The sequence below is a fragment of the Mesorhizobium sp. M0960 genome (assembly GCF_040319055.1).
Classification (GTDB): Bacteria; Pseudomonadota; Alphaproteobacteria; order Rhizobiales; family Rhizobiaceae; genus Mesorhizobium.
In genome coordinates this window covers 247,049-268,275 of record NZ_JAMYNN010000005.1, presented here as the reverse complement: position 1 = coordinate 268,275, position 21,227 = coordinate 247,049, and the positions used below count along the sequence as shown (strand labels likewise).

General features: G+C 63.9%; 24 protein-coding genes. 9 read left to right on the top strand and 15 right to left on the bottom strand.

Going from position 1 to position 21,227, the window contains the following annotated elements:
- Positions 1-22: 22 nt before the first annotated feature.
- The 6 genes from NKH63_RS13630 to NKH63_RS13605 all read left to right on the top strand — a co-directional run bounded on the left by NKH63_RS13630 (position 23) and on the right by NKH63_RS13605 (position 3,420).
- Positions 23-463 carry a DUF411 domain-containing protein gene (locus tag NKH63_RS13630; protein WP_352484013.1) on the top strand — a complete coding sequence of 147 codons (441 nt, stop codon included), beginning with the start codon at positions 23-25 and terminating at the stop codon, positions 461-463.
- Between the two features lie 22 nt (positions 464-485).
- On the top strand, positions 486-998 hold the full coding sequence (locus tag NKH63_RS13625; RefSeq protein WP_023720629.1) for a TlpA family protein disulfide reductase: 513 nt from the start codon (positions 486-488) through the stop codon (positions 996-998).
- A gap of 153 nt (positions 999-1,151) precedes the next feature.
- On the top strand, positions 1,152-1,748 hold the full coding sequence (locus NKH63_RS13620) for an SCO family protein (RefSeq protein WP_352484014.1): 597 nt from the start codon (positions 1,152-1,154) through the stop codon (positions 1,746-1,748).
- A gap of 51 nt (positions 1,749-1,799) precedes the next feature.
- On the top strand, positions 1,800-2,579 hold the full coding sequence (locus NKH63_RS13615; protein WP_352484015.1) for a DsbA family protein: 780 nt from the start codon (positions 1,800-1,802) through the stop codon (positions 2,577-2,579).
- Positions 2,576-3,142: a hypothetical protein gene (locus tag NKH63_RS13610; protein ID WP_023720632.1), complete on the top strand. Its 567-nt coding sequence runs from the start codon at positions 2,576-2,578 to the stop codon at positions 3,140-3,142. The genes NKH63_RS13615 and NKH63_RS13610 overlap by 4 nt, the downstream gene beginning before the upstream one ends.
- A 113-nt stretch (positions 3,143-3,255) precedes the next feature.
- Positions 3,256-3,420 (top strand): hypothetical protein, encoded by a 165-nt coding sequence (locus tag NKH63_RS13605; RefSeq protein ID WP_352589569.1) that lies wholly within the window; start codon positions 3,256-3,258, stop codon positions 3,418-3,420.
- Between the two features lie 123 nt (positions 3,421-3,543).
- Here NKH63_RS13605 and NKH63_RS13600 read toward each other — a convergent pair whose 3' ends face one another.
- The 3 genes from NKH63_RS13600 to NKH63_RS13590 are packed head-to-tail and all read right to left on the bottom strand — an operon-like array spanning position 3,544 to position 6,538.
- Entirely contained in the window at positions 3,544-4,764 is a 1,221-nt protein-coding gene (locus NKH63_RS13600) for an NAD(P)/FAD-dependent oxidoreductase (protein ID WP_352484016.1), read from the bottom strand.
- Complete coding sequence (locus NKH63_RS13595) at positions 4,761-5,474, bottom strand: methyltransferase domain-containing protein (RefSeq protein ID WP_023720635.1); 714 nt, start codon at positions 5,472-5,474, stop codon at positions 4,761-4,763. Before NKH63_RS13595 ends, NKH63_RS13600 begins: the two co-directional genes overlap by 4 nt.
- Positions 5,471-6,538 carry a type III polyketide synthase gene (locus NKH63_RS13590; RefSeq protein WP_023720636.1) on the bottom strand — a complete coding sequence of 356 codons (1,068 nt, stop codon included), beginning with the start codon at positions 6,536-6,538 and terminating at the stop codon, positions 5,471-5,473. The genes NKH63_RS13595 and NKH63_RS13590 overlap by 4 nt, the downstream gene beginning before the upstream one ends.
- 263 nt (positions 6,539-6,801) lie before the next feature.
- Between NKH63_RS13590 and cueR the strand changes: the two genes are divergently transcribed.
- Together cueR and NKH63_RS13580 are read left to right on the top strand one after the other, a co-directional pair.
- Positions 6,802-7,200 (top strand): Cu(I)-responsive transcriptional regulator, encoded by a 399-nt coding sequence (gene cueR / locus NKH63_RS13585; RefSeq protein WP_031194477.1) that lies wholly within the window; start codon positions 6,802-6,804, stop codon positions 7,198-7,200.
- Positions 7,197-7,754, top strand: a complete 558-nt coding sequence (locus tag NKH63_RS13580; RefSeq protein ID WP_023720638.1) for a cytochrome c — start codon at positions 7,197-7,199, stop codon at positions 7,752-7,754. Before cueR ends, NKH63_RS13580 begins: the two co-directional genes overlap by 4 nt.
- 5 nt (positions 7,755-7,759) lie before the next feature.
- Here the strand turns inward: NKH63_RS13580 and atzF are convergent, their stop codons facing one another.
- Genes atzF through NKH63_RS13540 form a run of 8 tightly spaced genes read right to left on the bottom strand, consistent with a single transcriptional unit; the run spans position 7,760 to position 16,033 of the window.
- Complete coding sequence (atzF, locus tag NKH63_RS13575; RefSeq protein ID WP_023720639.1) at positions 7,760-9,568, bottom strand: allophanate hydrolase; 1,809 nt, start codon at positions 9,566-9,568, stop codon at positions 7,760-7,762.
- On the bottom strand, positions 9,565-9,915 hold the full coding sequence (locus NKH63_RS13570; protein WP_352484017.1) for a cupin domain-containing protein: 351 nt from the start codon (positions 9,913-9,915) through the stop codon (positions 9,565-9,567). The genes atzF and NKH63_RS13570 overlap by 4 nt, the downstream gene beginning before the upstream one ends.
- The gene (locus NKH63_RS13565) at positions 9,908-10,576 is read right to left on the bottom strand and encodes a cysteine hydrolase family protein (protein WP_023720641.1); all 669 of its coding nucleotides are present in this window, start codon (positions 10,574-10,576) and stop codon (positions 9,908-9,910) included. The genes NKH63_RS13570 and NKH63_RS13565 overlap by 8 nt, the downstream gene beginning before the upstream one ends.
- Positions 10,576-12,108, bottom strand: coding sequence for an ABC transporter ATP-binding protein (locus NKH63_RS13560; RefSeq protein ID WP_023720642.1), 1,533 nt, complete (start codon positions 12,106-12,108; stop codon positions 10,576-10,578). The genes NKH63_RS13565 and NKH63_RS13560 overlap by 1 nt, the downstream gene beginning before the upstream one ends.
- Positions 12,109-12,118: 10 nt before the next feature.
- On the bottom strand, positions 12,119-12,820 hold the full coding sequence (biuH, locus tag NKH63_RS13555; RefSeq protein ID WP_023720643.1) for a biuret amidohydrolase: 702 nt from the start codon (positions 12,818-12,820) through the stop codon (positions 12,119-12,121).
- A 14-nt stretch (positions 12,821-12,834) separates the two neighbouring features.
- On the bottom strand, positions 12,835-13,761 hold the full coding sequence (locus NKH63_RS13550; protein WP_352484019.1) for an ABC transporter permease: 927 nt from the start codon (positions 13,759-13,761) through the stop codon (positions 12,835-12,837).
- Entirely contained in the window at positions 13,761-14,885 is a 1,125-nt protein-coding gene (locus NKH63_RS13545) for an ABC transporter permease (protein ID WP_023720645.1), read from the bottom strand. The genes NKH63_RS13550 and NKH63_RS13545 overlap by 1 nt, the downstream gene beginning before the upstream one ends.
- A 20-nt stretch (positions 14,886-14,905) precedes the next feature.
- Positions 14,906-16,033 (bottom strand): BMP family ABC transporter substrate-binding protein, encoded by a 1,128-nt coding sequence (locus NKH63_RS13540; RefSeq protein WP_352484020.1) that lies wholly within the window; start codon positions 16,031-16,033, stop codon positions 14,906-14,908.
- 322 nt (positions 16,034-16,355) lie between these two features.
- Between NKH63_RS13540 and NKH63_RS13535 the strand changes: the two genes are divergently transcribed.
- Positions 16,356-17,015 (top strand): GntR family transcriptional regulator, encoded by a 660-nt coding sequence (locus tag NKH63_RS13535; RefSeq protein WP_352484063.1) that lies wholly within the window; start codon positions 16,356-16,358, stop codon positions 17,013-17,015.
- 2 nt (positions 17,016-17,017) lie between these two features.
- Here the strand turns inward: NKH63_RS13535 and doeB are convergent, their stop codons facing one another.
- Genes doeB through eutB form a run of 4 tightly spaced genes read right to left on the bottom strand, consistent with a single transcriptional unit; the run spans position 17,018 to position 21,223 of the window.
- Positions 17,018-18,019, bottom strand: coding sequence for a N(2)-acetyl-L-2,4-diaminobutanoate deacetylase DoeB (gene doeB, locus NKH63_RS13530; protein ID WP_352484021.1), 1,002 nt, complete (start codon positions 18,017-18,019; stop codon positions 17,018-17,020).
- A 5-nt stretch (positions 18,020-18,024) separates the two neighbouring features.
- Positions 18,025-19,203 carry an ectoine hydrolase DoeA gene (gene doeA / locus NKH63_RS13525; protein ID WP_352484022.1) on the bottom strand — a complete coding sequence of 393 codons (1,179 nt, stop codon included), beginning with the start codon at positions 19,201-19,203 and terminating at the stop codon, positions 18,025-18,027.
- Positions 19,204-19,241: 38 nt separating this feature from the next.
- Entirely contained in the window at positions 19,242-20,234 is a 993-nt protein-coding gene (locus tag NKH63_RS13520) for a cyclodeaminase (RefSeq protein WP_352484023.1), read from the bottom strand.
- Positions 20,231-21,223 carry a hydroxyectoine utilization dehydratase EutB gene (gene eutB, locus NKH63_RS13515; RefSeq protein WP_352484024.1) on the bottom strand — a complete coding sequence of 331 codons (993 nt, stop codon included), beginning with the start codon at positions 21,221-21,223 and terminating at the stop codon, positions 20,231-20,233. Before eutB ends, NKH63_RS13520 begins: the two co-directional genes overlap by 4 nt.
- Positions 21,224-21,227: the final 4 nt, after the last annotated feature.

Here is a 21,227-nt window from a genome sequence, read left to right as displayed (position 1 = left end):
TGTCCAACCAAGGAGAACTGCAATGAAACTGACCTACCGCCTAGCCGCACTGTCCCTGCTGATCGCAACGCCGCTGCCTGCCTTCGCCGGCACGATCAACGCCGTCATGTACAAGAACCCGCAATGCAGCTGCTGCGAATCCTACGCCAACTATCTCGAGCACAACGGCTTCAAGGTCGACATCAAGCCGGTCAACAATCTCTCTCAGATCAGCAGCGATGCCGGCGTGCCGGCCGACCTCGAAGGCTGCCACACGCTGATGGTCGACGGCTATGTCGTCGATGGCCTGGTGCCGGTCGAAATCGTCAAGAAGCTTTTGACCGAACGCCCTGCCATCACCGGCATAACGCTGGCCGGCATGCCGACGGGCGCTCCAGGCATGGGTGGTGAGAAGCAAGGCCCCTTCGTCGTCTACGCCTTCACCAAGGACGGCAAGGCACCCACCGTCTACGCGACCGAGTGAGGCTATTGTGAGCAAACTGGCCATGGTCCTGATTGGCATGCTGCTAGCATTTTCGCTGCCGGTATCAGCCGCCGAGCCGACGCAGAACTTTGTCGTTCACGAGGCGCCCGCCCCCGTACCGGAAATCAGCTTCGAGGATGGCAATGGCAAGCCGAAAACGCTTGCGGATTTCCACGGCAAGGTCGTGCTGCTCAACATCTGGGCGACATGGTGCGCGCCCTGCCGCAAGGAGATGCCGACGCTCGATCGTCTGCAAGCCAAACTGGGCGGTCCGGATTTCGAGGTCGTCGCGCTGTCCATGGACCGTGCCGGTCCTGAGATTGTGAAGAAGTTCTTTGCCGAGATCGGCATCAAGCACCTCGCCCTCAACATCGATGCCTCGGGCAAGGCCATGTTCGCCATCGGCTCCGTCGGCCTTCCGGCAACCCTGCTGATCAATCGCGACGGCAAGGAGATCGGCCGGCTGATTGGGCCGGCCGAATGGGACGCGCCCGACATGGTCGACTTCATCGGCAGCCGCATCGCTGCCGAGTGAGAAAGGAACAGATATGTCCGGGTTGAAGGCTCACTGCCTTGCATCGGCTTTGAACGAGTGGAGGTGTTTGCTGCTGGGCGCCATTGCCATTGCGGCGCTGACCGTGGGGTTTCGTATCGGGCGCAAGCCCACTCGCTCGACGAAATCGACACCATGCTTGAGGGCGACGAGAAATATTTCCAAACGATCGACAAGCCGGCGCCTGAATTCACGCTGCGCACCGCCGATGGGCGTGTCGTGCGAACGGCAGATCTGCGCGGCAAGGTGGTCGTCCTCCACTTCATCTACACATCGTGTCCGGATGTATGCCCCCTGCATGCCGAGAAGATCGCCGAGGTCCAGAAAATGGTGAACGGCACGCCGATGAGAGGCCAGGTCAGCTTTGTGACCATCACCACCGACCCCGCCAGGGACACGCCGGACGTGCTGCGCAGCTACGGGCAGACGCACGGGCTCGATCCCGTCAATTGGCTGTTCCTGACCACGACGGCGGATCAGCCGGAGGATGCGACCCGCAGACTGGCGGAGGCCTTCGGCCACAAGTTCACACTGACGGACGATGGTTATCAGATGCACGGCACCGTCACCCATGTGATCGACAAAGAGGGCCGCTGGCGGGCGAATTTCCATGGCCTGAATTTCGCTGCGGTCAATCTCGTCACCTTCGTCAATGCGCTCACCAACAATGTCGAGCGCCCGCACCATGAGCCGGAAACGGGATGGTGGGCGACGATCAAGGGCATGTTCTGAGACACCATTCACATGCCGGCGGTCCGGCGAAACAGAGGGAAGGAGAACCCTGTGATCCACAAATCCAATTCATGGCGCGGAGCCATCGGCAAAATGGCCCGTGCCTTCGTCCTGGCCGGTGCGACGGCCTGGCTCGCGCTCGGTATCCACGGTCAGGCGATCGCCGCGGGCGAGATGTCCCAGGACCAGTTCGACCAGCGCATCCACGATTATATCCTCGCGCATCCCGAGGTCGTCATGGAGGCGCTGCAGAGCCTCGATGCCCGCCAGCGCGAGGCCGCGGCAAAAGAGGCGAAGGCTGCCCTGGCGGCCAAGGCCGACGATATCTTCCGGGACCCGGCGAGCCCGGTCGGCGGCAACGCCGAAGGCGACGTCATCATGGTCGAGTTCTTTGACTACAACTGCCCCTATTGCCGCCAGGTTGCGCCGATCCTGGCGCAAGCCGTGGCCGACGATCCGCAGCTCAAAATCGTCTACAAGGAATTCCCGATCCTCAGCACGGATTCCGTATTTGCTTCCAAGGCGGCTCTCGCCGCAATGCGCCAGGGCAAGTACATGGCATTCCACAAGGCCTTGTATGCGGTGAAGACGCGGGTGACCGAAGCGGTCGTGCTGAAGGTTGCTGCCGACGTCGGTCTCGATGTGGCTAAGCTGAAGACCGACATGCAGCGGCCCGATATCCAGGCGTCGATCGACCGGAATACGCAACTGGCACAGGCGCTGAAGATCAGTGGAACGCCAAGCTTCGTCGTTGGCGAGCAGATTTTCCCCGGCGCGACCGACCTCGCAACGATGAAGAAACTGATCGAGCAAGCGAGGAACAGCAAATGAGCCGGATATGCCATCCAACCCGACGGACGGTTGTTCTGGGCAGCGCCTTTGGCGTCGCTGCGGTCGTCGGCTTGCTCAAGGGGCCGGATTTGACGATCGCCGCGGAGGATTCCGATCTGGTGCGCCGCTTCAAATATCTCAGCCAGAACGGCAACAGCACGTGTTCGGCCAAGTTCACGGAGTCGATTGCGACCATGCCGGCGATGTCGCGGATCACGGGCTCGTGCTGCAGCCCAATGGAGACAAAGCGCTATGCCGAGCAGGTGAACGGTTTGGCCAGGTACCGCGAGATCGCGATGATCCCGAACGATCCGTACGATATTCCGGCCGGCATCGCACAGAAGATGATGCCCTACTACGATGTGAAACTCTCCGGCGACGAGCAGCAGGCCTATGACTATGCGATGGCCAATTCCAACGAGAAAGGCCCTTGCTGCTGCCAATGCTGGCGCTGGAAAGTGTATGGCGGATTGGCGAAGTTCCTGATCCGCGAGCAAGGTTTCACCGGCAAGCAGGTCGTCGACGTCTGGGATCTCTCGGACGGCTGCGGCGGAGGTATGTGAGACGGACAGGACAGGACACTTCCGGTTGGCGGGACAAGGCGACAGGCGGCCGATCGGTTTCCTGGTCGTCTTGACCGAAGTCCCCGGCGAGCTAATTGCCTTCGCAGTCGCCGATGCTTACCGACGAAGGCGGGCCTTCACTGACCGTAAAGGTGATTGCAATGATGAATGGTCCAATGGATACGTGGATGATGGGCGGCATGGCACTCGTCTGGGTCCTGGTGTTCGTCGCCCTCTTGCTCGCGATTGCAGCCTTGGTCAAATACCTGCGAACCTGAAGCCGCGGACGCAGTCAGGTATACGACTATGCGATGACAAATTCCGGGGAGAAGGAGCCAGCTGCTGCCAACTGTGGCGGTGGCATGTAAGGCGACCAGGGCAGCACGACGCCGCGTCACTCGTCAGGCAAAGCCGGGAACCCGCTTGGTCTTGCCGCTCAGTTGCGCGCCCAGTGTCAGTGTCTGCGGGAAATTCCGGACGATCGCCGCCATCAAGGTGGCGCTGCCGGGGCGAAGGGCAATTCCGGCAAGGGCCGCGGCAGCGTAGACCCGTGTCGAAAACAGTCTTTTCCAGGCCGCCTCATAGCGCCTGGCGGCAGCCTCGCGCCCTGCTCGGCCACCTGGCGCGCATGCGAGTTCGCAAGCCAGCAGCCAGCCGGACTGCAGCGCCATCGAGATACCCTCGGCGATAACAGGATGAGACTCTCCGGCTGCGTTGCCGACGCGGAAGATGTCCTCTTCGTAGAACGAGCGAATTCCCGGCCGGATCGGACCTGCGGCAAGCCACGGACCGTCGAGAAGCGCCGGTTCCAGAGCGTCCCGCACGCCCCGGCATGAGTCGACGAGATGGCGGGAGACCGCATCGGCGGCCGGCACATGGCTCCGGTGTTTGGGGCCATGTTGTTTACGCAACCGCGCCAGCATATCGCGGCGAATGCAGCACGAGATCGACAAGCGGCCATGATCGGCCGAGACCATGCCGCCATAGCCGCCGGGGAAGGCCAGCAGAGGCATCAAATCCGGCGCCAGCGACGACCCGGTGAAATGCGCCTTGAAGCCGAGCAGGTCCGACGGGCGATTGGCCTTTGCGAGCTGGCTGGGCAGCGGCCCCGGTTCCCAGGAGCCGTGTGCGGCGACAATCACCGGGGCGCGCAACATCGCCGTTTCGTCCCCGGCTTGAATTCGTACCCTTTGCATCTCGCCGTCCCGGTCGATGGCGACGGCGCGGCAGGGCTGGAAGATTTCGACACCCGCCGATCGCGCCGTCTGCAAAAGCAGAGAGTCGAGAATGTCCCGGCCGAGTGCCCGGCCGAAGCCGTCTTTTGCAGGAGGCCCAGCTCCTGCACGTGGCATTGCCGCCTCGACGCAGGTTTCGCCGGAAAACAAACCGACGCGGCGGATTTCGGGGCCGGCATCGGTACGCCAGGCATCGCCGATCTCCAGCTGGTCGAGAAGCGCAAGATTGCTTGCCGAGATGTATTCGCCGCAGACCTTGCGGCGCGGAAATGCGGTCTTTTCCACAATTGCCACGGCCCATCCGCGCCGGGCCAGCGTGAGCGCGACGGACGTCCCCGCCGGGCCGGCACCGATGACGATCGCGTCATGAGTCGACAATCGCGTCATGAGTCGCTGCCGGCACTGGCGCCGACGAAGATGTGGGAGAAGAGGCCGGCGCGCCGCTCCTCGACCGGTTTGCCGTTGGCCGCAAGCCAGAGACCGGAAAGCTCGCTGCCGCGAAAGCCGGCACGCACGCTTTGCGCCGCATCGTTTCGTGTGACGTCATTGGCGCCGATTGCCGGGAGAAGACGGGTCGCGGCCAGCGCCAGTTTCGCCCGCAACGGCTCAGTCGCCAGCAGCAACGGGGCTTTCGGCCTGATCAGCGAAAACAGACGCACGAGCTGCGCATCGTCGAGATGATGCAGGAACAGATTGACCGTGACGGCGTCGAACCGTGCGCCCTCGATCTTTCCTGCCCAGTCGAAGACATCGGCGGTGATCCCTTCAGCCTTCCATCCCAGCCTGTCAAAATCGCCGCGCAATTGCGCGGTGACGAGGCTGACGCGGTCGAGCATCATCAGTTCGACCCCAGGCCAATGCCTGGCCATGCGCCGCGCCACCGCCAGCATGAAGGAGCCATCGCCGGCGCCGATCTCCAGAATGCGGCGTGGCGGCTTTGGCACAAACCTCCTGAGCAACGACGTCATGATCGGCACCTGAAACATCAGCATATTGATGCGCCGAAGGTCGCGGCGCGCGGTCAGCGCTCGCGGATCGTCGGCCGCAAGGCCGTCAAGGATTTCCGGCGCAAGCTGCCGATGCTCCAGGCCGCTCATGACACCGTTCGAAAGAGCATGGTTTCGGCCGTCAGCCCGGGTCCGAACGACATGCCGCAGCCGAGCAGGCCGGCAGGCGCCTTCAGCATCTCTTTCATCACGAACATGACGGTCGCCGACGACATGTTCCCGTATTGGCGCAACACCGCGCGCGATGGTTCCAGCGCGGTGGGCTCCAGTTCCAGAGCCCTTTCGACGGCATCGAGCACCGAACGCCCACCCGGGTGCACGGCCCAAAGGTCGATCGCCTCGGTCGGCCGGCCACCGAGGATGGCGGCCTGGTTGCTCCGCAACGCTTCATGAATCGCTGCCGGCACTTGGCCGGAAAGAACCATTTCGAATCCGTGGTCGCGAATATTCCAGCGCATCAGATCCCGCCGCTCCCTCGCCACCAGACAGTGAAAGCTATCGAGCTCGATGCCGAGCGGCTCGGAAGTGATGAGCGCAGCCGCACAGCCGTCTCCCCAGAGGCAGAACGACAGCAGTTTTTCCAGTTCGGTGGTTTGACGCAGGTGCATCGTGCAGAGCTCGATATTGACCAGCAGGACCTTGGCCTGCGGGTCGGAGCGGACGATGTGACGCGCCAGCTTGAGGCCGTTGATCGCCGCGTAGCAACCCATGAAACCGATCATCGTGCGTTCGACCCCGTTCGGCAGCCCGCAACGCGCAACCAGCTCGAGATCGATGCCCGGCGCCGAAAAACCGGTGCAGGTAGTGACGATAAGATGGGTGATGCGGGAAGCGTCGCCGCCAAGTTGCAATCCGTCGATGCCCTTTTGCGCCAGAACAGGTGCGGCATCGTCGAACATCGCCATTCTCATGGCCGTTCCGGGAAACGCGCCCCGAATGAAGGTCCCGGCCAGGTCGGCGGATGGTCCTTCGGGATCGGACGCCGGCGCAAAGCAGGAATAGCGGTGCTCGATGCCGGCAAGATCGGCCATGCGTTCGAAGATCCTCCGGCGATCGGCCGCGAGCATCGAGGCCGCAAAACGCAGGTAGAATTGATGAACCTCGTGCTCCGGCACCGCTGTCGCGATCCGGTTGATATAGGCCTTGACGGGCATGTTCTATCTCCTCGGCGTCTGCACGGCGTAACGTGCCGCCGGAGGGTCCTTGCTGATCGGTACCTGGTGCCGGGCGCCGAGTTTGAGCGCTGTTCGATAAACGTTTCCGAAAACTGATTTCTTCCCGAAGGTTCAGTATGCGCTGTTGGCAGGCAAACGGTTGGAGCCGGCGGGCGGTTGCGTCGGGCATCCAAAATCGCCACATCATGTTGACCTTCCATCTACTGGAAGGTCTATTTCCTCCGATAAAGGAGATTTCCGATATGAACATCGGCGTCGCATCCGAAAAATCCGGCCTACCGGCCAAGACGATCCGCTACTACGAGGACATCGGGCTCTTGCACCCGGCCCGGACAGACAATGGCTATCGCGATTACTCGACGGCCGATATTCACCGGCTGCGCTTCCTGCAGCGCTCGCGAAGCCTGGGGTTTTCGGTCGACGAATGCCGCCAGTTGCTCTCGCTGTACCAAGACAGGGAACGTGACAGCGCTGACGTGAAGGCGATCGCGAAAGCCAAGTTGGTGGAGATCGACAGGAAGATCGCCGAACTGGTCGGATTGCGTGGCTTGCTTCACCATCTGGTCAGTCACTGCCACGGCGACGAGCGGCCGGAGTGCCCGATCATCGACGAGTTGGCGGGACAAGGCGTGGCCCAGTGAGGCTCGCAGCCGCTCTAACAGTGCTGTCGCTTGCCTGCGTCTCTGTCGTGCTCGCTGCCGCCCATTCGAGCCGTGATGCGGTCATCGAGGCTCGCCAGGCCTCGATGAAGGAAATGGCTGCGGCGGCAAAGGCGATCGCCGGGATGTTCGACGGCAAGCGGGCGTATGACGCCGCGGCTTTCCAAGCGGCGGCCGAGGCCATCCGCGCCCGCACCGGCCCTTCCCTCATTGCCGAATTCCCCAGCGCGACATTGGGTGCGCCTTCAGGCGCCAAGCTGGATATCGACCCTGCCCGCGCGGAGTTCGAAGGGCTGGCTCGCCACATCGGGACGCTGGCCAGCGCCCTGGCCTCCGACGCCGAGCGGGTGCCGCCGCGCATTACCGACGACATGAGAATGGGTTCCGGCCCGGCGATGGGCGGTGGCAGCCTGCTTGGCAAGCGACCGGGGACGGCGGAAGCCGATCCCGCCAAATTGCCGGCGGAGCACCTCCTGCATCTCATCTTGCAGGATTGCTCGAGCTGCCACTCGAAGTTCCGGCAAAAGGTCGAGTGATGGCGTCAGCTCCGCAGCTGCTGATCCGCCATGAAATTGCGCCAGCCGCCGAAATGCGAAATCTCTTCTGCATCGGTAAGGCCGGCACTTTCAACGAGGAAGCCTTTCGGCGAAGTTCCGTCGTCGAGCAGAAGCGTCCCGATGCCGAGCGGCGGCGGGATCGCCGCGACGAAGCGACCGAAGGCTTGCGGCGACAGCCGCCAGACTTCGACCTCGATGGCTGTGCCCTTGCCATTGCAGGTGCGCTCGAGCCCCGGTCTCGACACCGACTGGCCGGCGAGTGCGTAAAGCCGGTAGAGCGGCGCCGTTCTCGCAGCCCGGGCGAAAATCGCGCCGAGCTGCTGCAACTGGCCGTTCAGCGCCATCCCCGATAGATGCGCGCCGACCACGGCCAGCTCGATCGTGCCTTCATCCACGTCCACGCGGATATCGCCACGCGGCGGCAGCGGCCAGCCGGTAGCGCCCAGCGCAAGGCCGCTTGCCGCATGGACATCGCGCGCAAGCGACGCCGTCAGATGGTCCTTGCCCGCCGCGGCAAGCAAGGTGACGCTCATCGGCAAACCGTCGCTGCGGGTTCCGGTCGGCACGGCGATGCCGCACATGTCGAGCAGATTGACGAAGTTGGTGTAGGTGCCGAGCCGGCTGTTGGTGACGATAGGGTCAGCCAACACCGCTTCGACTGTGTAATGCGTCGGCGCGGTCGGCACACAGAAAAGATCGACCGAGGCGATAACCGGCGCAAGCTTGGCCTTGTAGGCCTGCAAGGCATAGAGCCCGTTGAAGGCGTCCGCTGCGGAAAGTTTTCGCGCACCGCCGATGATCTGCCGCGTCACCGGATGCATGGCCGCCTCGTTGGCATCCATGAAGTCCCTGATCGCGGTGTAACGCTCGGCCACCCAGGCGCCCTCGTAAAGCAGATTGGCGGTGGCGTAGAAATCGCCGAACGGGATTTCGACCAGCCTGCAGCCCAGCGTCTCCAGCGAGGCAAGAGCGGCCTCGAAGCCCGCCTGCATCGCCTGGTCGCCGAAGAACGTCCGATCGGCCTTGGCCGGCACGCCAACCGTCAGCACCGGTGGGCGCGCGGCAAGCGGTTGGATGCCGAGGTCACGTGAATAGGGATCGGCGTCGTCCTTCGCCGCCGCGACCTCGAACACGCTGTAGGCGTCGTCGACGTTGAGTGCGAAGACGGAGACGCAGTCGAGCGTGCGGCAGGCCGGCACGACGCCGGCGGCCGACAGCGCGCCGACGCTCGGCTTCAGCCCGACGATGTTGTTGAGGCCGGCGGGTATGCGGCCCGAACCGGCGGTGTCGGTGCCGAGCGCGAACGAGACGATGCCACGCGCCGTCGCCACGGCCGAGCCGCATGAGGAGCCGCCCGGCACCAGTGTCGGGTCGATCGCATTCCTCGGGATTGGATAGGGCGTGCGCACGCCGACCAGGCCGGTAGCGAACTGGTCGAGATTGGTCTTGCCGACGACCAGCGCGCCGGCGGCCTTGAGCCGCGCGACGACGGTGGCGTCGTTCGCCGGCAAGTAGGCATATTCCGCGCAGGCCGCCGTGGTCGGCATGCCGGCAACATCGATGTTGTCCTTGACCGCGAACGGAACGCCCCACAGTGGCTTTGCCAACGGATCGAACGGGCCGAGCTTTTCCGCCTCGGCAAGCATCTCCGCCCTGCTCGCCAGATGGATGAAGATGCCCGGGTCATCGGCCGCCGCGAGCCGCGCATGGACCGTATCGATCATATCGCCAATACTGAGGCCGGCCTGATAGGCGGCGTGCAGGCTCGCTATGTCGAAGCGGATGTCGCTCATTCGGCCTCGCCCTGAATGACGACCGGCAGGTTCCACTGGATGAGTACGACGCAGCCGTCTTTTGTCCACACCGAATGCTCGGTTCCAACCGGGTTCAGGATCACACTGCCCGCTGCATAATCGCCGTGCTCGTCGCTCTGCGAGCCTTCCAGCACGATGATCGTTTCCAGCCCGGCGTGGCGGTGACGCGGCACGCCGGCGCCCGCCCGGTAGTTGAGAATCGCGACCGACGGTTCCGTCGATCCCCCCTTGAGCAGCCAATGCACCGTGATGCCTTCGCGAAAAGGCTCGAATGGCAGATCACGCCAGCCCCCTTGGATGAGGGCCTGGTATGCAATGTTAGGCATTGGAAATTCCCTCGAGCACCTGGTCCGTTGTCGCCGTCCAGCCGACGATCGCGCCCTGCGCCCTGATCATGGCAAGGGCTGCCGTCTTGAACTCCGGAAAATAGCTCTCCGTCGCATCCTCCGCCAGCAGGCATTCATAGCCGCGGTCGTTGGCCTCGCGCATCGTCGTCTGCACGCAGACCTCCGTCGTCACCCCGGCAAAGACCAGTTGCTGTGCGCCGAGCCGCTTGAGGTCATCGCCGAAGCTGGTGGCATAGAACGCGCCCTTGCCGGGTTTTTCGATGACGATCTCGCCAGGCAATGGTGCAAGTTCATCGAGGATCGCCGTTCCCGGTTCGCCGACGATCAGCACGCGACCCATGGGACCGATATCGCCGATGCGGATCGACGGATTGCCGCGATTGCGCTTGGCCGGCGGCAGATCCGAAAAATCTGCCTTGTGGCACTCCATCGTGTGGATCACCGGCAGGCCAGCGGCGCGAAACCCTTCGAGCAGCCTTTTCACCGTCGGCACGATCGCCGTGATCCGGCTGACGTCGTTGCCGAGGCTGGCGCCGAAGCCGCCGGGCTCGGCGAAATCGCGCTGCATGTCGATGACGACCAGCGCCATCGCCTCAGGCTTGAAGGCAAACGGGAACGGCAGCGCCTCGATCTCCGCCATCAATGATGTCCCGCCATGTGCTCGCCGATCGTCTGCACGCTCGCCTGCGCGATCGGCGTCTCGTAGACCAGCGCGCCATCCGACATGACGAAGATGCGGTCCGAGAGCTCAAGCAGCTCGTCGAGGTCCTCCGACATCAAAAGCACTGCAGCACCGGCATTGCGCGCCTTCATGATGCGGGCGCGTATTTCGGCGACGGCGGAGAAGTCGAGGCCGAAGCAGGGGTTCGACACGATGAGCAAATCGACCTCGCCGGTCAGTTCCCGCGCCAGCACCGCGCGCTGCACATTGCCGCCCGACAATGATGAAATCGGCGAAGCGAGCGAGGCCGTCTTGACCTTGAACTGTTCGACAAGACGGGCCGCGTAGTCCCTGATCGCGCTCATCCTGATCCAGTTGACCGGCTTGCCGGCCTCGTTGAGGTCGAAGGTCCGGAAGGCCATGTTTTCGGCCACCGTCATCCGCGGTGCGCAGGCATTGCGCAATGGCTCCTCCGGAATGAAGCGGACATTGAGCGTGCGCGCCTCGCTGCGGCTGGCACCATAGGGCGAGCCTTTCACCAGAACGTCGCCCGCATTGCGTGCCCGCTGTCCGGCAAGGACTTCGAGAAACTCCTTCTGGCCGTTGCCGGAGATGCCGGCGATGCCGACGATCTCGCCGGACTTCACGTCGAGCTCGCCGATGTCGATGCTTTTCAAGCCGGTGCGGTCAGGCGCCTTCAGCGACTTTACCGTCAGCACCTGCCTGGCGCCGGCCGGCACCGGAGCGCGACTGTCGAGTGCTGCAATCGGTTGGTCGCCGATCATCATCGCCGCCATCTGCTTGTGCGAAAGTTCGGAGACCTTTCCGGTTCCGGTCAGCCTGCCCTTGCGCAACACGGTGATGTCGTCGGCAAAGGCCGTCACCTCGTGGAATTTGTGCGAGATCATCAGCACGGTGAGGTCGCCTGTCCTGGTCATGTCGCGCACCAGGCCAAGCACTTCCTGTGCCTCGCCAGGGGTGAGCACCGAAGTCGGCTCGTCGAGCACCAGGAAACTGCGGCCGAGATAGAGCTGCTTGACGATTTCGAGCTTCTGCTTCTCGCCGGCCGCAAGTTCCGCCACCTTGACGTCGAGCGGCAGCTTGAACGGCATCCGCTGCATGAATTGCGCAAGTGCGGCGCGCTCCTTGCGCCAGTCGATGACGCCCGGCACTTTCTCGCGGGAAATGACCAGGTTTTCCGCACCGGTCAGCGACGGGACGAGGGTAAAATGCTGATAGACCATGCCTAGCCCGAGCGCCGAGGCATCCTTCGGGCTGGCTATCGCGACCTCGCGGGCATCGACCAGCATGTCGCCGGCGGTCGGGCGGTAAAAACCCATCATGCATTTGACCAGCGTCGACTTGCCGGCACCGTTTTCGCCAAGCAGCGCATGGAATGATCCCGCTGGCACCTTGATCGAGACATCGTCCAGCGCGGTGAAGGCGCCGAAGCGCATGGTCATGCCGATAGTCTCGACGCCGACGGCTTTCTTGACGATGGTTCCGCTCAAGATCGCCCCCTCACGGCAGCTGCGCGACGAAGGACGCCGAGCTCGACACCGCGCCGAACACGCCGCCCTGCATCTTGATCATCTTGATCGCGGCGAGATGGTTGCCGTAGTCGGTCGCGCCGCAGCAGTCCTCAAGCATCACGCATTCGAAGCCGCGATCATTGGCCTCGCGCATGGTCGTGTGGACGCAGACATCGGTGGTGATGCCGGTCAGCACGATGTTTTCGATGCCGCGCTGGTGCAGGATCAGCTCCAGATCGGTGGCGCAGAACGAGCCCTTGCCCGGCTTGTCGATGATCGGTTCGCCCGCCGCCGGATAGAGGTCGGGGATGATATCCCAGCCTGGTTCGCCGCGCACCAGGATGCGCCCGCAAGGTCCGGGGTCGCCAATGCCGGCATTGATGCGGCGTGAGCGCCAGCGCTTGTTGGCCGGCAGGTCGGCGAGATCGGGCCGGTGGCCCTCGCGCGTGTGGATGATGGTGTAGCCCTGGGCCCGCATGGCTGCAAGCACCGACTTGATCGGCTCGATCGGCGCCCGCACCAGCGAAAGATCGTAGCCCATATGATCGACATAGCCGCCCGGCCCGCAGAAATCGGTCTGCATATCGATGATGATCAGAGCCGTATTGTCCGACCGCAGCTCGCCATTGTAGGGCCATGGATAAGGGTCGGCGTCGATGTAGCGCTGGGTGATCTCGGCTCTGGCGTTCATCGGGAAAACTCCAGTCATTTGGTGATCGACAACTCGCCCGGCGCGCCGGCAAGCGAGCGGCTCGGCGACGAGGTGGCGATCATGATGATGAGCGTGAGGATGTAAGGTGCGGCGTAGAAGAGATAGTAGCCCTGCGTTACCCCGACCGATTGCAACGCCGGGCCTAGCGCCCCGGCGCCGCCGAACAACAGTGCCGCGGCAAAGCAGCCGAGCGGGTTCCAGCGTGCGAAGATGACCAGCGCCACCGCCATCAGCCCCTGCCCCGACGAGATGCGTTCGGTCCAGCTGCCGGGGTAATAGAGCGACAGATAGGCGCCGCCGATGCCGGCGAGCGCGCCGCCGACGCCTGTCGCAAGCAGGCGCACGGTGTTGGGATTGAGGCCCATGGCGCGCGCCGCATCGGAGCTGTCGCCGACGACGCGTACGATCAGGCCGGCGCGGGTGTTACGGAAGGCCCACCACAGGAACAGCGCAAGTGCGGCCCCGATCAGGAACAGCACGTTGACGTTGAGCGCCGCCTGCACCTGCGGAATATTCGACCAGCCACCGAAGGCGATGGCCGGCAGGTCTGGCGCCGAGGGCTGGATGAACGGCTTGCCGAAGAAGAAGGCGAGACCCGAGCCGAACAGCATCAGCGCGATGCCGATGGCGATGTCGTTAACCCCGCGGAATTTGCAGATCCAGCCATGGAACAGCCCGAAGCAAAGACCGGCACCGGCGGCAGCCAGCACGCCGAGGCATGGCGAGCCGGTCACCACTGCTACCGCATAGGCGGTCATTGCGCCGAAGACCAGCGTGCCTTCGAGGCCGAGATTGATGCGGCCGGAGCGCTCGGTGATGGCTTCGCCGAGCGACACGAAGATGAACGGCGTCGAGACGCGGATGGCGCCGCCGAGAATGGCGAGCGGCACGCCCCACAGGCCGATCTCGGTCGCGTCCATCAGGAGCCCCTCTTCCACAGATCGGGATTGAAAACCTTGAAGCGGCCGTAAAAGGTTTCGCTGAACAGGATGACCACGAAGAGCATGCCTTGCAGCACCAGCACGGTGGCGTCGGGCAGGTCCATGCGGCGCTGGATCAGCCCGCCGGAAGCGCCGATGCCGCCGAGCAGGAAAGCGACCGGGATGATGGCGAGCGGATTGTGGCGGGCGAGGAAGGCGACGAGGATGCCGGTATAGCCGTAGCCGGCGGCGAGAGAGGCGTTGGCGCTGCCTTGCACGGCGCCGACTTCCAGCATGCCGGCCAGTCCGGCAAAGCCGCCGGCGAGCCCGGTAAAGCCGACGATCAGCGGGCCGACGGCAAGCCCTTGCACCTGGGCCGCCCTGACATTGCCGCCGGCAATGCGGGCGGCAAACCCCCAGCGCGTCTTTTCGATCAACAGCCAGGACAGGACGCAGGCGACGATGCCGACGACAAGGCCCCAGTGCACGTCCATGCCTGGAATGTTGCCGATGCGGTAGGCATCCGCCAGCGGCTCGGTCGAGGGTTTGTTGAGCGAGGCCGGATCGCGCAGCGGCCCTTCGACCAGATGGTTCATCAGCGCGATGGCGATATAGGCCATCAGCAGGCTGGATATGGTTTCGTTGACGGCGCGGTAGTGGCGGAGTGCGCCGACGGCACCTATCCAGATGCCGCCGGCGACCACGCCCGCCACGCCCATCAACAGGATGACCACGAAAGCCGGCGCGCCATTCGCCGCGACGCCGATGGCGGCGGCGGCAACGCCGCCCAGCACGATCGCGCCTTCGCCGCCGATGACGACGAGGCCGAGCCGAGCCGGCAGCGCCACGCAGAGCGCTGCCAGCAAAAGCGGTGCGGCCCGCGACAGCGAGTTCTGGATCGAGAACCAGGAGCCGAAGCCGCCGCGCCACATCGTCACGTAGAGTTGCACCGGTGATTTGCCGACCAGCGCGATGAACAGGCTGAACAGCGCCATGCCGACGATCAGCGCCGCGAGCGGTATGACGAAGGCTTCCGCCCGCCGTGCCACCCATTCGAGTGCCGCCGGATAATTCCTGGCGCCAAACAGCGCTGGTGCGCTCGCGGTACTGACCGTGTCTGCCATGGCCCCGTCTCCGATCCGGTTCAGGCGGTCGAACCGACCACGCCCTCGACGAGGTAGTCCATGCTTTCCAGTTCGAGCGCGGTCTCGACGAAGGCCTGGCCTTCGGTCGCGACGACGACGCCCTTGTTGCTCTTCAACGGACCCTTGATGACCGAAAATCCGCCTTTCATCATTTCGGCCAGCGTGCCGTCGAACTGCTTGCGGGCGGCCTCGCCGACGGCGGGGCCGAGCGGGCTCATCTTGACGAAACCGTCGGCCAGGCCGCCGCGCGTGAAATTGGGAAGCGGCGTGCCGGCCACGAGATCGTCGACGAACATCTTGTAGACCTTGGCCCAGTTCCATTCCGCGCCGGTCAGGTATTTCTCCGGCGCCAGCGGGCTCTGGTTGGCATGATAGCCGCAGATGAAGGCGCCACGCCCGGCCGCCGTCTCGACCACCACCTTGGGGCTGTCGACATGACAGGTGATGACGTCGGCGCCCTGGTCGACCAGCGCATTGGTGGCCTCCGCCTCCTTGACCGCCAGCGACCACTCGCCGGTGAAGATCACCTGGCAGGTGATGGTCGGGTCGACCGAGCGCGCGCCGAGCAGGAAGGAATTGATGTTGAGCAGCACCTGCGGGATCGGCTTTGCCGCGACGAAGCCGAGCTTCTTGGTTTTGCTGGTGTGGCCGGCGACGACGCCGTTCAGATACTGGCCCATGCCGATATAGCCGAAATAGGAACCGGCATTCATCGGATGCTTGTCCTTGTTCCACATGCCGCCGCAATGGCGGAACTGCACGTCGGGGAATTTCGCGCACATGGCCAGCATATGCGGATCGAAATAGCCGAACGAGGTCGGGAAGATCAGCGACGCACCGTCGAGATTGATCATCGATTCCATCGTCTTCTGCACGTCGACCGTCTCCGGCACGTTCTCCTCTTCGACGACGGAAATGCCTTCGATCCCCTTCAGCGTGGCGGCGCCTTCGGCATGCGCCTGGTTGTAGCCGTAATCGTCCTTTGGCCCGACATAGATGAAGCCGACGGTTGCGGTCGCGGCGAAGGCCCTGCTGATCGGAAACGATGCGGACGCAAGACCGAGCGCCGCTCCGGCGGCGGAAGTCTTGAGCAGGTCGCGGCGGCTAAGCATGAATCGCTCGGTCATGTGAATGCTCCCTCTATGGGGCCTTTGGGGCCGGTTAACACCTCAATGAAAGAAGTGTATGCAATCAGCGTGCCAGTTTCAGAAATGGGATTTATTAAGCAATATCAACGAGTGTGCCGATGTGGCCTGCACAAAGCCGGAGCTATTGCATACACTTTTTGCCTATAAAACGGCCAATTTGACATGAAGGCTAAAACATAGGCATACAGAGCTGCGGAGGAATCGAAGCCGGTGCGTGGCTTATGGCTGCGCGAAGAGACTGGACGGAGGAGACGTGTCGGCAAAGCGCAATTTGATCAGGTCGGGCACGACCGTCGATCAGATGGTGAGGGCGATCAGCGACCGGATCGTTACCGGTTTCCTGCGTCCCGGCGAAAAACTCGACGAAGCCTCGCTCGCCGCCCGCTTCGACGTCTCACGTACGCCTATCAGGGAAGCGCTCAGCCGACTCAGCGCCATGGGACTGGTCGAAAGGCGGCCGAACCGCGGCGCCACCGTCGCGGTGGTGACGCAGGAGCATCTCGCCTCGATGTTCGAGAGCATGGCCGAGCTCGAAGCGATCTGCGCGCGCTTCTCGGCCGAGCGCATGACAGCCGGCGAACGCCGCACCCTGGAGGCCGAGCACCAGGCCTCGGCGCGCTTCGTGCAGCTCGGTGCCGAAGAAGAGTATGAGCTTTTCAACACCGAATTCCACACCCGGCTCTATCGCGGCGCGCACAGCAAGCACATTTATGAGTTGACCGTCATGACCCGCGGCCGGCTGGCGCCGTTCAGGCGCGCGCAATTCATGCTGCCCGGCCGGCTGGCCCAGTCCTGGCAAGAGCATGACGCCATCGTTACCGCAATCATGCGCGGCGACAGTACGGCCGCCGGAACAGCCGCCAAGGACCATGTCTCGATCGTCAGCGAGGCGAGCGCCGTCTTTGCCATCGGCGACCGCCCTAAAGGCAAGGCCGAGCCGTTTCCGACATCGGCCTCCTAGCCTCAATCGACCAGCACGGCCACCACGGCAGCACAGTCGCCCGCCTTGACCAATCCGGGAAAATGCCGCGCTGCCAACAGACCGGACATTTTGGCCCGGATCTCCTGCGGAGCGCCGCCGGTGCGGCCGATCGAATGGATGCGCGCCAGCACCTGGTTTTCTGCCACCGGCTCGCCGAGATCGATCATGGTTTCGATCATCCCGTCGTCCTCGGCGAACGAGAAGCAATCTCCCGATGGCATGTCGAGCCAGCGGGTCGGCTGCATCTCGACCGCGCCGGCGACGATGCCGGCATGGCGCAGCACATTGAGCACGCCGCGACGCGCGATCCGCACCGTTTCCGCGCGCGAAGTTCCGCCGCCGCCGAGCTCGGTGGTGATGAACAGCTTGCCCATCTCTTCGGCGGCAGTGTCGAACATGCCGACCGCGTCGATCTCCAGCATCTTCATCGACCAGGGTGCCGAGAAAGCTTCAACCGCAGCGAACCCCTTCTCTTCCAGCACCTTGTCGGGCCGGATATGGGCGGCGCAGAACGGCACGAAGTCGAGCGTCTTGCCGCCGGAATGGAAATCGAGCGCGATGTCGGTGCGCGGCAGAAGTTCGCGCTGGAAATAATCGGCGATCTTCTCGGTCACCGTACCGTCGGGCCGGCCGGGAAAGCTGCGGTTGAGATTGCCCTTGTCGATCGGCGAGGTGCGCGTGCCGGCGCGGAACGCCGGATAGTTCATCGCCGGCACGATGATGACCGTGCCGCTGACCTGCTTCGGATCGAGCGTGCGGGCGAGATCGTAAAGCGCCAGCGGCCCCTCATATTCGTCGCCATGATTACCGCCGGTGAGCAATGCACTCGGCCCGTTGCCGTTGCGGATGACGCAGATCGGGATCATCACCGATCCCCAGGCGGAATCGTCACGGCTGTAAGGCAGGCGCAAGAAACCGTGCTGCACGCCGTCGCGCTCGAAATCGACGCTCGGCGTGATCGGTGATGGGCGAAGGCTGGACATCGGGCTCAATTCTTTACCACCAGCTTGCGCGGCACATTGGCCAGGCACTCGACGCCCGTTTCGGTGATCAGGATGGATTCGGTGATCTCCAGCCCCATCGTCTCCAGCCACAGGCCGGTCATGAAATGGAAGGTCATGCCGGGCTTGAGCTCGGTGCGGTCGCCTGGGCGCAGGCTCATCGTGCGTTCGCCCCAGTCCGGCGGATAGGAAAGCCCGATCGGATAGCCGGTACGGTTGTCCTTGACGATGCCGTATCTCTTCAGGACCGCGAAGAAGGCGTTGGCGATGTCCTCGCAGGTGTTGCCGGGCTTGGCCGCGGCAAGTCCCGCCTCCATGCCTTCCAGCGTCGCCTTCTCGGCATCGAGGAATTCCTGCGTCGGTTTGCCGAGGAAGACGGTGCGCGACAGCGGACAATGGTAGCGGTTGTAGCAGCCGGCGATCTCGAAGAAAGTGCCCTCCCCCGATTTCATCGGCCTGTCGTCCCAGGTCAGATGCGGTGCCGATGCATCAGTGCCTGACGGCAGCAGCGGCACGATCGCCGGATAGTCGCCGCCAATGCCGTCGACGCCGCGCGTGCCGGCATCATAGATCTCGGCGACCAGGTCGCATTTGCGCATGCCGACTTCGATCTTGTCGACGATGCGCTGGTGCATCGCTTCGACGATGCGGGCGGCTTTGCGCATGTAGTCGATTTCGGTCGGGCTCTTCACCGCGCGCTGCCAGTTGACCAGTGCCGTGGCATCGACGAAGCGGGCGTTGGGCAAGTGCCTCTGCAGCGATGCGAAGGCAGCGGCCGAGAACCAGTAATTGTCCATCTCGACACCGATGCTGAGCTTGCCCCAGCCGCGATCGGCGAGCACGCTGGACAGAAAATCCATCGGATGGCGCTCGGTCGACTGCACATAGTTGTCGGCATAGCCGACGATGTTGTCGTGCGCGAGATAGGCGGTGCGCTTGGCGCCGTTGGCGTCCTGGCCGCGCCCGTACCACACCGGCTCGCCCGACGGTGGCACGACGACCGCCTGGTGTACGTAGAACGACCAGCCGTCATAGCCGGTCAGCCAGGCCATGTTGGACGGATCGCTGACAACAAGCAGATCGACGCCCTTGGCCGCCATCGCCTTCCGCGTCTTGGCGAGGCGCTCCGCATATTCGCCGCGCGAGAATTTCAAATTAGGCTGCATTGTTCTTGGTCCTCGTTTGTTGGGCCTTGCGGCCGGTATCAGCTTTCGAAAATCGTACCGGTCTTGGCTGCACGCGCACGGTCGCGGGCGAGCGTGGCGATCGCCGTGTCCTGCACGCCGGTGCCGGTCAGATCGGCAATGGTGATGTCGCTGTCCGAACGCCGGCCATGCCTTTCGCCGGCGATGATGTGGCCAAGCTCGGTGATCTCGGCATCGGCCGCCATCACGCCCGCCACGATGGCATGGTGCAGTTCGCCCAGGCGCCGCGTCTGTTTCGCACTGTCGGCGACGTAGAGGTCGGCCATGCGCAGGATCGCCGGCGCGATCTCGTTCTTGTGCTCCGCGTCCGAGCCCATCGCGGTGATGTGCTGGCCGGCGGAGACGAAGCCGGCCTTGATCAGCGGCTCGGTCGACGGCGTCGTGGTGACGATGATGTCGGCATCGGCCGCAGCCTTTGCCGCGTCCGGCTCGGCGTGAACGGCGATGCCCAGTCTTTCGGACAATGCGTCCGCCGCGGCTTCGGCCTTGGCGGCATCCCTTGCCCAGATCCGAGCCTCGGTGATCGACCGCACCAGCATCAGCGCCTCGAGCTGCAGTCCGGCCTGAACACCGGCGCCGAAGATTGCGGCAACGGAGGAGTCCGGACGCGACAGATGTTTGGCGGCGACCGCGCCGGCCGCCGCCGTGCGGATGTCGGTGAGATAGCCATTGTCGAGCAGCAGCGCCTCGACCAGCCCGGTCTTCGCCGACAGCAGCACCATCATGCCGTTGACGCTAGGCAGGCCGAGCTTCGGATTATCGAAAAAGCCGGGGCTGATCTTGATCGCAAAACCGTCGATGCCCGGCACATAGGCGGTCTTGACATCGACCTCGCCGCGATGCTCGGGAATGTCGAGCCGCAGGATCGGCGGCATCGCCACCGGCAAGGTGGCGAGCGCGCGAAACGCGTTCTCGACACAGGCGACGGCATCGAGATCGAGCTTCACGATCTTGCGCAATTCAGCTTCGGTGAGGATCGTCATCCGGCTCATGCTGCGCTCTCCGCAATTGCTTCGCCGCAAATGATCTTGCGGTGAAGTGTCATGTCGATGTTGCGGCCGGACAGCACGAGCACCGTCGGGCCGTTCGCCCCGACCTTGCCGGCAAGCACAGCCGCAATGCCGACCGCGCCGGCGCCTTCGACGATCTCGCGCTCCTGCTCATAAGCATGGCGGATGCCGGCGGCGATCTCGTCCTCGCTGAGCAGGATCACATCATCGAGCAGATCACGGCACATGGCGAAGGTCAGCCGGTTGTCGAGCCCAATGCCGCCGCCGAGCGAGTCGGCCAGCGTCGGCAGTTCCTCGACCGACACCGGATGCCCGGCGTCGAGGCTTGCCTTCATCGCCGCACCGCGCGCCATCGAAACGCCGATGACCCTCGTTGCCGGGCTGACGCCCTTGACGGCAGCGGCAACGCCAGCCGCCAGCCCACCGCCGGAAAGCGGCACCAACACCAGCGCGGCGTCCGCAACTTGTTCCATGATCTCCAGCCCAAGTGTTCCTTGCCCGGCAACGACCGCAGGATGATCGAAAGGCGGCAGCATGATCAGCCCCTCTTCCGCGACCAGCCGTTCGACCTCCCGCTGCGCATCGTCCTGGCTGTTGCCGACGATGCGGATCTCGGCGCCGAGCCGACGGATTTCCTCGAGCTTGTTCTCAGGCACCAGCCGCGACATGCAGATCGTCGCGTGGATGCCTTGCAGTCGAGCGGCATAGGCAAGCGCCCGGCCATGGTTGCCGGTCGAGGCCGCGACGACGCCGCGCGCGCTCTCCTCTTCTGTCAACGAGGCGATAGCGTTCGAGGCACCGCGCAACTTGAAGGCGCCGGTGGTCTGCCGATGTTCGAGCTTGAGATAAACAGGAGCGTCCAAGTGTTGGGAAAGACTCGGGGAAGTGACGGTCGGCGTGCGCTCGACCTTGCCTGCGATGCGCTCGCGTGCGGCGCGGATGTCGGAGAGGCTTATCCTGGACGTGGTCATGGCT